The following is a 14,473-nucleotide window of genomic DNA, read 5'->3' on the forward strand; positions in this document are numbered from 1 at the left end:
TATACCCTTCTTTTTTTAGGATTATCAAAGGATCTGCTAAGGTATGTTTATATCCCTTTATGCTATAGTTTAGAGGAATGGAAGATGAAGGAGGAGATTGCGGGATGAATATTCTGATCACGGGAGCCAATAGGGGTCTGGGTTACGAGATGGCGGCCGAAGCGCTGGAGCGCGGCCATCATGTTCTTGCGGGCGTGCGCGATACCGCCGGGCAAGGCAGGCTTGCCGAGCTTGCCAAGCAATACGGCGAGCGGCTGGAGCTTGTACGGCTGGATGTTACGGATGAAGCGGAAGTGGCCGCGTTAGCGGGGACATTGCGGGAGCAAGGAAAAGCAATCGGAGCAATCGTTAATAATGCCGCCATTCTCGTCGAACGCAATACCGCGATAGAAGAGCTGAATATCGAGGAAGTCGCTAAAACCTTCGATATCAATCTGTTCGGGCCCATGCGGGTCGTGAAGCATTTCCTTCCTCTGGTAACGGAAAAGCAAGGTGCCATCATCAATATTTCCTCCGAAGCTGGCAGCATCTCGAATGCCTATGCGGGAGATTACCCGTACGGCATCTCGAAGACGGCGCTGAATATGTTCACGCAGCAGCTGCTGTCTGCCGTGAAGGAGCGGGGCATTCAGGTGTTTAGCGTGCATCCGGGCTGGATGAAGACGGACATGGGCGGGGAAAATGCGCCTACCGATCCGCGCCAAAGCGCGAAGGGGATCCTTGCGATGATCGAGGGGCGGCTCGTGCCGAAAGGCAGGTTTAATTTCGTGGATTATACAGGCAGGGAAATGCCAATCTAGCAACGTATACTAGCAACGTCTATACTTAATCGAGCAAGCCTGTCTCCTGATTGGGAGGACAGGCTTTTTTGTGTTGTCGTTATTTTGCAGTTGACATGTCAATTCATCTTGGCAAATAACATATATCATGATATATTGTTATATAATAAACACTTGTCAGAGGGAAGACGGGGGAACGAACAGGATGAACGAATCATCGAAACCGATGTATGAACGGATTTTCGAAGCGCTCCGCGAAGACATCATAGAGAAGAAATACGTACCGGGCGACCGGGTTCCTTCGGAGAAGGAGCTTGGCGACGAATACCATGTCAGCCGGATTACGAGCAAGAAGGCGCTGGAGCTGCTGGCCAATGAAGGCTTCATTATCCGGCAGCCGGGGCGCGGCTCCTTCGTCTCCGATCAGCCGGCGCCGCAGCCGAAGCAGCCGGCAGCAACGGTGGCGCAGACCCAGAAGACGCGCAAGGAAGACGGCAAGCTGCTGATTGGCCTCGTGATTACCGACTTTGCGGACAGCTACGGCAACGGACTGATTTACGGCATGGAGGAAGCGTCCCGCGAGCATAACTGCTACCTGGTTCTCCGGCGCACGTTCGGCATGCCTGCCCTCGAGGAGGAAGCGATCAAGGGACTGCTGGAGCTTGGCGTGGACGGACTCATTATTTTTCCGGCGCAGGGCGAATACTTTAATGCCGAAATCTTGAAGCTGGTTATTAACCAGTTCCCGTTTGTGCTCGTCGACCGCCATTTGAAGGGCATATCGGCCAGCTCCATTGCAACGGACAACGTAGGCGCGGCCAAAGACGGAACGAACCACTTGTTTGAGCTTGGACATAAATCGATTGCCTTTCTGACGCCTCCGCCGGTGGATACTACCGCTATCGAGGAGCGGATCGAAGGGTTTATTCAAGCCCATGCGGAGAAGGGGATTGTTGTTGACCGGGAGATCTGGATGGAGAATATTACGTCCACGCTTCCGAAGCATAATACGGAGGAGAACAAGCAGGAGGATATTCAGAAGCTGATCACCCATCTGAACAAGCACCCGCAGATTACGGCGCTGTTTGCGACGGAATTCAATATCGGACAGATTGCCTTTCAAGCGGTGCAGCAGATGGGCAAGTCCGTGCCTGAGGACTATTCGATCGTCTGCTTCGACTGCCCGGAGACCAATGGACGTTACCCGTTCACCCATCTGAGCCAGAATCAGCATGAGATGGGGCGCGTTGCTTTCGAGAACGTGCTTAAGCTTTGGGCCGGGCAATCCGTACCGAATAAAATTTTGCTGGATGCTTCGCTTGTTGTCAGCGACTCGACAGGTCCGGCCCACTCCTAGTTTCGGCGTATGCGAAAGCCTCCTTTGCGGAGGCTTTTTTATTTGCGCTTTTTTCATGGCGGACAAGGAAAAAGGCGAATAACAAAATAAGGTTGGCGCACAATATTTTTGCAGGGAGTTGAGGAACGTGGAGAAAGAGAAGGTCAAGGACCTGATCGATGAAAATAATTATCAAGTCGAAAGGCTGCTTGACCAAAAAGTCCAAATCTGGTCAGAGTACGTGGTTTTCTCGGGAATATGGTGGTTTGGGGTTGCCTTAAGCACCCTGCCCTGGGTACTGTGGTTCGTGCTGCGGAACAGGCAAAGCTCGGACCGTATTCAATATGCCGGATTCATGTCCTCGATCGTGTCCCTGACGCTGGATGTGCTTGGGGATCAATATGGATTATGGCATTACCGGTTTAACGTGATTCCGCTGATTCCGACCTACTTCCCTTGGGACGTGACTTTGATGCCTGTGGGCATCATGTTCTTGCTGCAGTTCAAGCCCACCGGAAGCCCGTTCTTGAAAGCCATCCTATTCGCATTCCTAACCTCTTACGTTGCGGAGCCTATTTTTCATTGGATTGGTATATATGAGCCGCTCAAGTGGAGATATACTTACTCCTTTCCGATCCAGATGGGCATTTATTTATTGGCTCACTACTTCAGCCGCCGTAAAAACTTTCAAGAGCTGACATAAGCTCGACTACAAAGAGGGGCAATCGATGTGCATTTGATTCTGGGGGTTATAACCGTACTCGCAGCGTGGAGATACGGGGATTGGCGGCATTGGCAAAGGTACCATCCTACGATGATGTTTATTGTCATCGGCAATCTGCTCTATAATTTTCTGACAGCCGGCCACTTCCTATGGCAGCTGAAGCCGGACTTTTTTCCTAACCATAGCTTGACCGAAATGGTATACACCTTTGTCGTATTCCCCGCAACGGCGTTGATGTTCATCTCGAATTATCCTGATCGGTCTAACAAAATCGTTGGTCATTATGCAAGGTACATCGGGGTTTACATAGGGGTGGAGTGGTTATTTATGCTGACGGACCGAATCGTCTACCAGTACGGCTGGAGTCTTTATTGGTCTATCTTTTTTGACTTCACCATGTTTCCTTTGCTGTGGATCTTTCACAGGAGGCCGCTCGTTGCCTACGGAATCACGTTTCTGTTATGCCTGTTCTATATCTGGTATTTCAAGATCCCGGTTAATGTTCCCGTCGAACAAAGAAATTAAATCGAACGGAAATCGCATGAAGAGTCTCCAGCCTGGGGGCTTTTTTTCTTTTGCGTCCGATAGTCCCTGTTGAATAGTATAAAGGTTGGTATAACCTTTCGAAAAAATATATATTGACATAACATATGCATGCCAATATAATAGCAATATCAAATGAAAGCGTTTTATAAACAGCGTTCAAAGGAATCAAGGAGGCACGAAAACTGATGACGCAATCGACAGAAATTCCCGCATCCTTAACGCGACTGGTGGAGCGTATTAAGGAAAAGACGGCGGAGCATCCGAATTGGGCGGCCATATTCGAGAAGGCCATCCACAATACGCTGCAAACGACCATCCAGCGCATGCCGGACGGCACGACGTTTGTTATAACAGGTGATATACCAGCTATGTGGCTTCGCGATTCCGCTGCGCAGCTACGTCCGTTTCTGGTGCTTGCGTCCGAGGACGCCGAGCTGGCCGATCTCATTGAAGGTCTTGTCCGGAGGCAAATGGATTCAATCCTGCTTGATCCTTACGCGAATGCCTTCAACAACGGGCCAACCGGCAAAGGACATCAGGATGATCTGACGGACATGGGACCGTCCATCTGGGAGCGCAAATACGAGATCGATTCGTTGTGCTACCCGCTGCAGCTCAGCTATCTGTTCTGGAAGAATACCGGCAGAACCTCGCAATTCGGCGATACCTTCCGTCTGGCTGCGGACGCGATTCTGAAGCTTTGGACAACGGAGCAGCACCATGAGAACGCGTCGCCTTACACGTTCCAGCGCTTCAACTGCGCGCCGACGGATACGCTCCTGCGGGAGGGGAAAGGCACGGAAACGGCCTATACCGGCATGACATGGAGCGGCTTCCGCCCAAGCGACGACGCTTGCGCATACGGCTACCTTGTACCGGCTAACATGTTTGCGGTTGTCGTACTTGGGTATCTGAGGGAAATTGCGGAGGAAGTGCTTGGCGACCGGGAGCTTGCGGCAAGAGCGGCTAAGCTTGGCGAGGAGCTTCATCAAGGCATCCAAACGCACGGCATCGCCGATCATCCGCGATTTGGAAAAATTTATGCGTATGAAACCGACGGCCTAGGCAATTACAATTTTATGGATGATGCCAACGTGCCGAGTCTTCTGTCGATTCCTTATCTCGGCTATACCTCGAAGGACGATCCTGTCTACCGCAATACGCGAGACTTTGTGCTCAGCAGCGGCAACCCGTATTACTTCGAAGGCGAAGCGGCAGCCGGGATCGGCAGTCCGCATACCCCGGACCGTTACATCTGGCATATCGCCCTGGCCATGCAAGGCCTGACAACGGATGACCGCTCCGAGAAGGAAAGGCTGCTCAGCCTGATGGAAGCCACAACGGCCGGAACCGGCTTTATGCATGAAGGTTTCCATGCGGATGACCCGTATCAGTTCAGCCGTCCATGGTTCTCATGGGCCAACATGATGTTCAGCGAGCTTCTGCTTGATTATTGCGGGATTCGAGTGCAAACGAAATGACAGCGATTTCATAGAGGGCAACGCCTATCGGCGGCTTTCTTCGAAATAGATAGTTTGTTACTAAAAAAGGGAGGCATGAAAAGTGAAAAAATGGATCACGATGATCGCCTTGGTCACGGTAGTAGCAACAGCAGCCGGCTGCGCAAAAACAACGACAAGCAGCAACGGCAACGGGAATGCGAATGCAAGCAGCAATACGAACGCAAACAGCGAGCAACCGGATAACGCTTCGGGCAATTCCGGCGGCGGCAAAGCCGTAGAGCTGACGTTCTGGGGCGACTGGGCGGGTGACGGCCAGAAGCAATTCCAGACGATGGTTGATGCATTCAACAAATCGCAGGATAAAATTCACGTGAAATACGTGCTGCAGCAGGACCTGATTACGAAGTTTCTGACGGCGGCCACATCCGGCGGCGCACCTGACGTGCTCCTCTGGGACAGATGGCGTACGCCGCTCTACGCGCCGAAAAACGTGCTTCACCCAATCGATGATTTCATGACGAAAGACGGCTTGAACAAGGATGATTTCTTCGGCGAAGCGTTGAAGGAATTGTCCAATAGCGACAAGCTGTACGGCCTTCCTTTGACCGTTGACGCCCGCGCGCTTTTCTATAACAAAAAGCTTCTGACTGACGCAGGCGTAACGGCGCCTCCTACGACATGGGATGAGCTCGAACAGGCCGGCATCAAGACGACCAAATGGAACGGAAGCAAGCTTGAAGTAGCAGGCTTCTCGCTTGCCGATAACGGACTCTTTAATATGTATCTTCAACAAGCGGGCGGCTCGATGCTGACCGACGACGGCAAGAAAACGAACTTCAACAACGAAAAAGGCCTGGCCGTGCTTGAATTCTGGGACCGCATGCTGAACCAGGACAAAGTGTATAAGGTTGGCTTTGAGCAAGGTCTCGGCGAAGGAACCGATGCCTTCGCGACCGGCAAGGTTGCGATGACTTACAACGGTCCGTGGATGCTGAGCACGTACAAGAAATACGGCAAGGATCTGGACTTCGGGGTTGTGCCTCCTCCGGCTGGACCTAACGGAGACAAAGGCGGCGTGATGGGCGGCTTCGGCCTTGTTATTCCGGAAGCTTCGAAGAACCAGGAAGCAGCGTGGGAGTTCATCAAATGGTGGACGGCTAACAAGGACAACGCGCTTCTGTGGGCAAAAACAAGCTTGAACATCCCTGGCTACAAGCCGGCGCTTGAAGATCCGTTCTTCAAGGAAGATCCGCTCTGGCAGCCGTTCCTCGATACGCTCGAATTCGCGAAGACTCGTCCGGCTCACCCTGGCTACTCCGTCATGGAGACCGAAGCGCTTATTCCGAACCTGGAGCTGTACCAGCAGAAGAAGCAAAACGCGGAGGATACGCTTAAGAAAGCGCAGCAGCGGGGCGACCAGCAGCTTGCGGATAACGAAGACGTGAAATAATTGAAGGTCTCCCGGTGGAGCTGACCGGACGGTAAAGGGAGGGAGACCTCCCTTTATCTGTTCCGGCAGGCTGGGATTCACTACGAAGGAGGGAGGAGTGCTGATGTCTTCAATGGGCAAGCTTAATCAGCATCAGGCCCGCATGGCCTACCTGTTTATTACGCCAACGATGCTGCTGTTTTTCGCTTTTACCATTATTCCTGTCGTCATGGCGCTCTACTTAAGCTTTACGAACTACGATGTGGTCAGCCGGATGGAATTCGTTAAGCTCGACAATTACAAGAAGCTGCTTGAGGACGATCTGTTCTGGACGACGTTCAAGAACGTATTCTTCTATTCCGTTATTTTCGTGCCGCTCAATATCATTATTTCCTTATTGCTAGCCATGCTGCTGAACTTCAAGCGGTTTGGCGTCAAGCTGTTCCGAACGATGAATTATCTTCCGACCTTAACCTCCGCGGTTGCGGCGTCTACCGTCTGGATCTGGCTGCTCCATCCGGAGTTCGGCCTGGTGAACAACCTGCTCAGCTATGCGGGCATTACCGGTCCGGCTTGGCTCGCCCAGACCGAGACGGCGATGTTCTCCATTATTATGGTGACGTTATGGCAGTCGGTCGGCTCCAATATGATCATTTATATCGCAGGCCTGCAAGGCGTGCCGGATTACTTGTACGAATCCGCCAAGCTGGACGGAGCAACGGCTTTTGCGCGGTTCCGCTATATTACGTGGCCGCAGCTTCGCCCAACAACCTTCCTTGTCAGCACGATGGCGATTATCGGGGCGCTGCAGCTGTTCGACCAGGCGTTTGTCCTGACGCAGGGCGGTCCGGGCAACGTAACGAAGACGCCGGTATATCTCATTTATAACCAGGGCTTCAACCAGCTCAAGATGGGTTATGCTTCCGCCCAGGCGTTTGTGCTGGCCGTGGCGATTCTGATCTTTTCTTTCATTAACATGCGCATTAATAAATCCGAGGAACCGATTGTGTAAGGAGGGGTATGGTCATGGCACAGCCTATTGTCAAATCAATCGCAGTACGCGCACCCAAGCCGCCTTCTTATGCTCTCAAAAGGGTCTTGTTAGGCGTTCTGTTCTACGCGGTTGCGATAGCTATAGCGGCAGCAATGTTCTTGCCGTTTTTCTGGAGTTTGATTACTTCGTTTAAACCAAGCAACGAGATCTTCTCGGTGCCGATCAAGTGGATTCCGTCCAAGCTTACGTTAGAGCATTACCGGTCGGCGTTTACGACCGTACCGTTCGCGGGATATTTCGCCAACTCCTTTATCCTGGCCGCAGCTGGCGTATTATGCAACCTGTTCTTTGGGTCCATCAGCGGCTACGCCTTTGCCAAGCTGAACTTTAAACTGAATAAACCGCTGTTCCGCATCCTGCTGGCGGCGATGATGATTCCCGGCATCGTAACGATGATTCCAAGCTTCTACGTATTGAAGCATTTCCCGCTGATTGGCGGCAATGACATCCTTGGAGCCGGAGGCAACGGCTTCCTGAACTCCTTCTGGGGAATTATTTTGCCGGGTGCGTCCGGATCGTTTGCGGTCTTCTTCATGCGGCAGTTCTTCCTGACGCTGCCCTCCGACATGATGGAGATGGCGCGGATTGAGGGTGCGGGGGAGTTCCGGATTTTCTGGAACATTTATTTGCCGCTGACGAAGCCGGCGCTTGCAACCCTTTCGATCTTTACTTTCCAGGCGGGCTGGAACAGCTTCCTGTGGCCGATGATCGTTCTGAATGACCCGGCAAAAGCAACGATACAGATGGGGCTGCAGGCGTTCTCATTCAACCATCAGACCGATTTCGGGCCAATGATGGCCGGCGCGCTAATCGCGATCCTGCCGATTCTCGTCTTGTTCCTCCTGCTTCAGAAGTATTTCGTACAGGGCATTGCCTTTACGGGGACGAAAGGCTGATCGGATTGAAACGAAACAAGCGGTATTTGTGGCTGGCCGGCGCTGCGGCAGTTATCCTCATCGCGTTGGTCTGGTCATTGGGAGGGAAGGATAATCCGGCCTCCTCCGTCATTTGGCAGGAGCGGGCGGAAGAGGCGCAGCTTGAGCTGACAAAGTCCTTTTGGGACGACAAGCGAGGGCTTTACAACAATGCCGCCCCATGCATAGCGCAGCTGTGCACCGATCCCTTCAACTATTGGTGGCTGGCGCATGCGGTGGATGCGCTGGTCGACGGCTACGAACGCATCGGCGATGAACGGTATGCGGAGCAAATCGCCAAGCTCTATCAAGGTCTGCTTGACCGCAACGCCGGCGTCATGATCAACGATTATTACGATGATATGGAATGGATGGCGCTGGCTTGGCTGAGAGCCTATGACGCCACCAAGGACGAGAGGTATAAGCTGGCCTCGCTTGAACTGTGGGAAGAGATTAAAGGCGGCTGGAACGGGGAAATGGGCGGCGGCATCGCTTGGCGCAAGGAGCAGACCGATTACAAGAATACGCCGGCGAACGCTCCTGCCGCTATCTTGGCGGCTCGGCTGTACGGACATTTTCGTAACGGGGAAGATCTGGCCTGGGCGAAAAAGATTTACGATTGGCAAAAAGAGACGCTTGTGGATCCGGATACCGGTCTCGTATGGGACGGAATCAACCGGACGGGCGACGGCAATATCGACAAGGAATGGCGATTCACCTATGGCCAAGGCGTCTTTATCGGGGCCGGCGTTGAATTGTTCCGGGTAACGGAGGATCAGGCTTATCTGGAGGATGCCCGCCGGACGGCGGCTCATCTGAAGGAGGCGTTCCTGTCTCCGGCAACCGGCATGCTTCCATCGGAAGGCGACGGTGACGGGGGCTTGTTCAAGGGCGTATTGATCCGTTATTTGGGAGAGCTGATCGCCGCTGATCCGGATGAGCCGGAACGCAATGATCTGATTGGAATGCTGAAGACCAATGCCGAAAGCTTATGGCAATTCGGCAAAGCGGAAGACAAAGCGGTATTCAGCCATTCATGGGCCGAAGCGCCGGATACGATCGTGCAGTTAAGCGCGGAACTAAGCGGATTGATGCTGCTCGAGCAGATGGCCGTATTGGAGAAAAACGGACAATTACAGTAGACAGAGGAGTGCGGGGAGAGTGAGAGCAATGGTGTGGGCGGCAAGAGCGGAAGAAGCGCAGCAGGCATTGGAGCAGTTGTATTGGAATCCTTCCATTAACATGTACGATATCGAAATTCCGTGCCCGGACGGCGCTTGCAATACGATTTTTCATTACTGGTGGATGGCGCATGCCGTGGATGCTTTGGCGGACGGGCTGAACCGGGCGGGAAGCGACTTCTACCGGGAGCGGCTGGCCGCGTTCCATGAAGGAATCTTGAACCGCAACGGCGGCGCGTGGCCCAATGAACTGTACGACGACATGGAGTGGATGGCGATCGCCTGGCTGCGGGCTTACCAGGCAACCGGCGTAGAGAAATATAAAGGTGCGGCCCTTCTCTTGTGGGAGGACATCCAGACCGGCTGGAACGAGCATGCGGGCGGCGGAATCGCTTGGCAGAAGCCGCAGCTGGACTACAAGAATACCCCGGCCAACGCGCCTGCCGTTATTCTGGCGGCAAGACTGTATCAGGCGTTTGGACGGGAAGAGGATCTGGCATGGGCTCATAAAATCTACAATTGGCTGAAAGCAAGCCTTGTGGATCCGGAGACCGGCTTTGTGTGGGACGGCATGAACCGAACCGGCGACGGCTCCATCGACAAGGACTGGAAATTTACTTATTGCCAAGGCGTCTATATTGGCGCGGCGGTAGAGCTGTATCGGATTACGGGCGATTCGGCTTACCTGCGGGATGCGGAGCGTACGGCTAAAGTTGCGGCCGACGAACTGCTGCAGAGCGGGCTTTGGCCGGATGAGGGCGATGGAGACGGCGGCTTGTTCAAAGGCATTCTGATCCGTTATCTGGGCGAGCTGGCTTCCGTATCGGAGGAGCGCGCCGAGCTGTCGGCGCTGCTGGAGCAGCAGGGGCAGGCGCTGTGGACGCGCGGCGCCGATCCGGCGCGCAGGGTGTTCAGCACCTTCTGGAGCGTTCAGCCGGAAGAGCGCGTAACGCTTAGCACGCAGCTTAGCGGCATCATGCTGCTGGAGCAGCTGGCGGTGCTGGAGAAGCGCGGCATGACAAGCACGGCGTTAACCGAGGGGGTACAGTCCTAATGATAGCGGCACAAACGAATTGGGCAGAACGCGCGGCAACCGCGCAGGAGGATTTTCGCCGTCTGTTCTGGAATGAAGAGCGCGGCGTGATGGACCAGGTGGTGCCTTGCAATGGCACTTGCAAAGATCATTGGATTTATTGGTGGCATGCGCATGTGGTAGACGTATTGGTAGATTCCCTGGCGCGTACCAAGTCGGAAGAGGATGAGGCGCTGCTGGAGCGGGCATTCCGCGGGGCAAAGAAGTGGAACGGCGATACGCTTCTTCATAACTACTATGACGATATGGAATGGATGGCGCTTGCGCTGCTCAGAGCTTATAGAGCGACAGGGAAGTCGTTCTACAAGGAAGGCGCTCTTGAACTGTGGGAGGATATCAAGACGGCGTGGAACGATCATATGGGCGGCGGCATGGCCTGGAAGAAGGATCAGCTGGACTACAAAAACACGCCCGCGAATGCTCCGGCCTCCATTCTTGCTGCGCGGATCTATCAAGCGGACCGCCGGGAAGAAGACCTGGAATGGGCGAAGCGGATCTACCGATTCAACAAGGAACGGCTTGTGGATCCGGAGACCGGCTTTGTGTGGGACGGCATGAACCGGCTTGGCAACGGACGGATCGATTACGATTGGAAGTATACGTATTGCCAAGGCGTCTTTATCGGAGCCGGCATTGAGCTGTACAACTGCACGGGGGATGAGAGCTATCTGGTTGATGCGCAGAGAACCGCAGGAGCAGCCGTTCAGGAACTGGTCGATCCGGTGACGGGCATGCTGCCTCGCGAAGGGAACGACGATTGCGGCCTATTCAAAGGCATTCTGATCCGCTATCTGGTTAACCTCATTCGCATTCAGCCCGATTTGTCGCTGCCATGGGTCAATCTGATCCGGCATAACGCCGGCTCCTTGTGGGAGAAAGGGCGCTCGGAGTCCGGCTTGTTCAGCTTATCCTGGGCCGGAGAGCCGGAGCCGGAAGTTCAACTGAGCGGCCAGCTCAGCGGCGTGATGCTGCTGGAGGCAATGGCTGAGCTGGAGAGAGACGGCTTCCTGGCGCCTAGGTAGGCGGCTTGCTCTGACGGTACAGCATCCGGAACTGCTTTGGCGTCTTGCCGGTACGCTTGTGGAAGCAGCGGACGAAATACGGGAAGGAGCCAAAGCCGGTATCCTCCGCAATGGCGCCGACGGGATTGTTGGTATGAATAAGCAGCCGTTTGGCCTGTTCGATCCGGTATTGGGTGACATAGTCAAGCGGCGTGCAGCCAAACGTTCTTTTCATGCACAAAGCGATGTAGTTGGGGTGAAAATGCAGCTCCTCCGCCATCCGCTTGTAGCTTAGCGGGTCGCGGTAATGCTTGCGCAAATAGAGGGCGGCATCCTCGGCCAGCTGCAGATGGGAGCTTTGCGTTGTCTCTTCCTTGCTATCCTCCTGCAGCTTGAGAAGAATCGCGTGGAACAGCTGCTGCTCCTGCCAGCGGGAATTGCCGGCCGGGTTTTTATACAGGTGAAGAAGCTCCCGGAACTTCTCTTCCCCTGTCCCTAGGCTTTGAACCGGGCCGGAGCGCGGCAAATAGAAGGAGAAGTATTCGATAGGCGGATAAAGAGGCTCTTGCTCAGGCGGCAAGGGCTCTTTGTCGTAAGCCTCGGGATGCCACTGCCCGGTCGTCTGGAAATGCAGCCAGTAGAAATGGGTCTCTTCCCGGCAAGGAGTGACGGTATGATGCTCCAGGTCCGGACGCAAAATGCCGAAATGACCGGCTGGCAGGGTGAGCTCGCTTTCCCCCTCAGCCAGATACAGACATCCTCTGGTTACAAACAGAAGATCGAATACGCCAATGCTGCTGCGGTCGGGATGTTTTCTGCCCGGCTGGTACGTATCTTCTCCGATTTGAACAAAGTGGGGCATAGGCGGACATTCAAAATGAAACATTATAAGGCTCCTCCAATTAAACAGGAATGAATCCAGTATAGATAAATGCGGGAGATTCGTAAATGACTCGTTGATCTATTAGGTTGTGATCGGACAATTAATTGTTGCGATTGTCTATCCGGCAAGGGGCCGGTTTAATGGTATATTCGAATCAGACGAATGGAAGGGAGCTTAACCATGAAGAGTAACTTTGAGGCTCTGCCGCTAGGCAGCATTCAAGCGGAGGGGTGGCTGTACAACCAGCTTCGGATTCAGGCAGACGGGTTAACGGGACATTTGGAGGAGCATTGGCCTGACGTTGGCCCGGATAACGGATGGATTGGCGGCAGCGGTGAAAGCTGGGAGCGCGGTCCTTATTATTTGGACGGATTGCTGCCGCTGGCCTATATTTTAAACGACGAGAAATTGATTGCGAAGGCAAACCGCTGGGTGGAATGGGCGCTGAACAGCCAGCAGGAGAACGGCATGTTTGGCCCGGCGCGGATCGAAACGGTGAATAATGACGTAAACAAGGAGCAGGACTGGTGGCATTACATGATCATGCTCAAGGTGTTTACGCAATACGAGGAAGCAACCGGCGATGCGCGCGTAGTCCCTTTCCTGACGAAATTCGCCGATTACGTAGCCGGGCAGATTGAGGACCAGCCGCTGCAGGGATGGGCCAAAGCGCGCGGCGCGGAGCTGCTGCTTTGCTTGATCTGGCTGTATAAGCGCACCGGAAAGGAAGAGCTGCTGAAGCTGGCCTCTATCGTGAAGGAGCAGACGACGGACTGGACCGATATTTTTTACGAATTTCCGTTCTGGCGGAAGGTCGAGCAGTGGGATTGGAGAACGCATGTCGTCAATGTGGCGATGGGACTGAAGACGCCGGGCGTGCTCTACGAGCTGACCGAGGACAACCATGAGCTGGAAGCGGTGTACCGCGGAATCGAAAGCCTGATGACCTATCACGGGCAGGCGCATGGCATGTTCTCCGGCGACGAATGGCTGTCGGGCACGCATCCTAGCCAAGGCGTGGAGCTATGCGCGGTTGTGGAGTATATGTTCACGCTGGAGCAGCTGACGCGGATTTTCGGAGACGGCAAGTTTGCCGACGTATTGGAAAAGGTAGCCTTTAACGCTTTGCCTGCCGCTATTTCCGCGGATTGGACTTCCCATCAATACGACCAGCAAGTGAACCAGATTATTTGCAACGTAGCCCCGCGCGCCTGGAGCAACGGCCCTTATGCCAACGTCTTTGGCCTGGAGCCGAATTTCGGCTGCTGCACGGCTAATATGCACCAAGGCTGGCCAAAGCTGGTTTCCCATTTATGGATGAAGGACAACGAAGGCGGGTTGGCCGCCGTGTCTTATGCGCCTTGTGTCGTTCGCACGGAAGTTGCGGGCGGCGTGAAGGCCGAGCTTCGGGTATCGGGAGAGTATCCGTTCCGGGAGCGGGTCAAAGTAGAGCTTCAATTGGAGCGTCCAGCCAGCTTTGCGGTACGGCTGCGTATTCCGGGCTGGTGCGATTCGCCGGTCATTACGGTTAACGGTACCGCTGCAGGGCTTGAAATCAACCAGGGTTACGCGGCCATTTACCGCGAATGGCAGACGGGGGACCGCATTGAGCTGTCGCTGCCGATGGAGCCGAAGACCGTCTCCCGCAATCTGTACGCCGTAAGCGTGGAGCGCGGACCGCTTGTATATGTCCTTCCCGTGGAGGAAAGCTGGCAGCTGCTGCGGAAGCGCGAACGGTTCCATGACTATGAGCTGTATCCGGCTTCCCCTTGGAAATACGGCTTGCTTGCCGATACCCCATTTAAGGCGGTTGCAGGCAGCGAAGAAATTCCGTACCAGCCGTTCCTGGCCGCAGAGTCCCCTGTTAAGCTCGCCGTATTGGGCCAGCTGGTGCCGGATTGGCGAATGGAAGGCAATAATGCAGGAACTCCGCCAATCGCACCGAATACAGATGATCAGCCGGTCACCGAGCTTATGCTTGTTCCGTATGGCGGAGCAAAGCTTCGGATCGGGGAATTCCCGTTAATCGGCGAACGAAAGACATCAAGAACACGACAATACGGAAACTAA

Annotated in this window: 13 protein-coding genes; 12 read left to right on the forward strand and 1 reads right to left on the reverse strand. The window is 54.2% G+C overall.

The annotated features are described in order from the left end of the window. Positions 1-104: 104 nt before the first annotated feature. The 11 genes from EV294_RS25315 to EV294_RS25365 all read left to right on the forward strand — a co-directional run bounded on the left by EV294_RS25315 (position 105) and on the right by EV294_RS25365 (position 11,541). Entirely contained in the window at positions 105-800 is a 696-nt protein-coding gene (locus EV294_RS25315) for an SDR family oxidoreductase (RefSeq protein WP_132311970.1), read from the forward strand. Between the two features lie 184 nt (positions 801-984). Further along, complete coding sequence (locus EV294_RS25320) at positions 985-2,136, forward strand: GntR family transcriptional regulator (protein WP_132311972.1); 1,152 nt, start codon at positions 985-987, stop codon at positions 2,134-2,136. 127 nt (positions 2,137-2,263) lie between these two features. Beyond that, the gene (locus tag EV294_RS25325; RefSeq protein WP_132311974.1) at positions 2,264-2,818 is read left to right on the forward strand and encodes a CBO0543 family protein; all 555 of its coding nucleotides are present in this window, start codon (positions 2,264-2,266) and stop codon (positions 2,816-2,818) included. Positions 2,819-2,845: 27 nt separating this feature from the next. Next, entirely contained in the window at positions 2,846-3,364 is a 519-nt protein-coding gene (locus EV294_RS25330) for a CBO0543 family protein (protein ID WP_132311976.1), read from the forward strand. A gap of 206 nt (positions 3,365-3,570) precedes the next feature. Then, positions 3,571-4,866, forward strand: a complete 1,296-nt coding sequence (locus EV294_RS25335; protein ID WP_132311978.1) for a glycoside hydrolase family 125 protein — start codon at positions 3,571-3,573, stop codon at positions 4,864-4,866. An 82-nt stretch (positions 4,867-4,948) separates the two neighbouring features. Further along, positions 4,949-6,298 (forward strand): ABC transporter substrate-binding protein, encoded by a 1,350-nt coding sequence (locus tag EV294_RS25340; RefSeq protein ID WP_132311980.1) that lies wholly within the window; start codon positions 4,949-4,951, stop codon positions 6,296-6,298. 103 nt (positions 6,299-6,401) lie between these two features. Continuing rightward, the gene (locus tag EV294_RS25345) at positions 6,402-7,289 is read left to right on the forward strand and encodes a carbohydrate ABC transporter permease (RefSeq protein WP_132311982.1); all 888 of its coding nucleotides are present in this window, start codon (positions 6,402-6,404) and stop codon (positions 7,287-7,289) included. Positions 7,290-7,303: 14 nt separating this feature from the next. Further along, positions 7,304-8,227 carry a carbohydrate ABC transporter permease gene (locus EV294_RS25350; RefSeq protein ID WP_207918193.1) on the forward strand — a complete coding sequence of 308 codons (924 nt, stop codon included), beginning with the start codon at positions 7,304-7,306 and terminating at the stop codon, positions 8,225-8,227. Between the two features lie 5 nt (positions 8,228-8,232). After that, on the forward strand, positions 8,233-9,387 hold the full coding sequence (locus EV294_RS25355; RefSeq protein ID WP_132311984.1) for a glycoside hydrolase family 76 protein: 1,155 nt from the start codon (positions 8,233-8,235) through the stop codon (positions 9,385-9,387). Positions 9,388-9,415: 28 nt separating this feature from the next. Next, the gene (locus tag EV294_RS25360; protein WP_132312151.1) at positions 9,416-10,480 is read left to right on the forward strand and encodes a glycoside hydrolase family 76 protein; all 1,065 of its coding nucleotides are present in this window, start codon (positions 9,416-9,418) and stop codon (positions 10,478-10,480) included. After that, positions 10,480-11,541: a glycoside hydrolase family 76 protein gene (locus EV294_RS25365; RefSeq protein WP_243711796.1), complete on the forward strand. Its 1,062-nt coding sequence runs from the start codon at positions 10,480-10,482 to the stop codon at positions 11,539-11,541. The genes EV294_RS25360 and EV294_RS25365 overlap by 1 nt, the downstream gene beginning before the upstream one ends. Here EV294_RS25365 and EV294_RS25370 read toward each other — a convergent pair. Then, positions 11,534-12,406 carry a helix-turn-helix transcriptional regulator gene (locus EV294_RS25370; RefSeq protein ID WP_132311986.1) on the reverse strand — a complete coding sequence of 291 codons (873 nt, stop codon included), beginning with the start codon at positions 12,404-12,406 and terminating at the stop codon, positions 11,534-11,536. The two genes, EV294_RS25365 and EV294_RS25370, sit on opposite strands and share 8 nt — an antisense overlap. Before the next feature lie 177 nt (positions 12,407-12,583). Here EV294_RS25370 and EV294_RS25375 point away from each other — a divergent pair, with 177 nt between their 5' ends. Next, positions 12,584-14,473 carry a beta-L-arabinofuranosidase domain-containing protein gene (locus EV294_RS25375; protein WP_207918194.1) on the forward strand — a complete coding sequence of 630 codons (1,890 nt, stop codon included), beginning with the start codon at positions 12,584-12,586 and terminating at the stop codon, positions 14,471-14,473.

Source organism: Paenibacillus sp. BK033, from assembly GCF_004345425.1.
Classification (GTDB): domain Bacteria; phylum Bacillota; class Bacilli; order Paenibacillales; family Paenibacillaceae; genus Pristimantibacillus.

Excerpts from the sequence above, each read along its gene's own strand:
- EV294_RS25350 (WP_207918193.1), top strand. The coding sequence starts at position 7,304 with ATGGCACAGCCTATTGTCAAATCAATCGCAGTACGCGCACCCAAGCCG.
- EV294_RS25345 (WP_132311982.1), top strand. The coding sequence starts at position 6,402 with ATGTCTTCAATGGGCAAGCTTAATCAGCATCAGGCCCGCATGGCCTAC.
- EV294_RS25320 (WP_132311972.1), top strand. The coding sequence starts at position 985 with ATGAACGAATCATCGAAACCGATGTATGAACGGATTTTCGAAGCGCTC.
- EV294_RS25365 (WP_243711796.1), top strand. The coding sequence starts at position 10,480 with ATGATAGCGGCACAAACGAATTGGGCAGAACGCGCGGCAACCGCGCAG.
- EV294_RS25370 (WP_132311986.1), bottom strand. The coding sequence starts at position 12,406 with ATGTTTCATTTTGAATGTCCGCCTATGCCCCACTTTGTTCAAATCGGA.
- EV294_RS25335 (WP_132311978.1), top strand. The coding sequence starts at position 3,571 with ATGACGCAATCGACAGAAATTCCCGCATCCTTAACGCGACTGGTGGAG.
- EV294_RS25360 (WP_132312151.1), top strand. The coding sequence starts at position 9,416 with ATGGTGTGGGCGGCAAGAGCGGAAGAAGCGCAGCAGGCATTGGAGCAG.
- EV294_RS25375 (WP_207918194.1), top strand. The coding sequence starts at position 12,584 with ATGAAGAGTAACTTTGAGGCTCTGCCGCTAGGCAGCATTCAAGCGGAG.
- EV294_RS25315 (WP_132311970.1), top strand. The coding sequence starts at position 105 with ATGAATATTCTGATCACGGGAGCCAATAGGGGTCTGGGTTACGAGATG.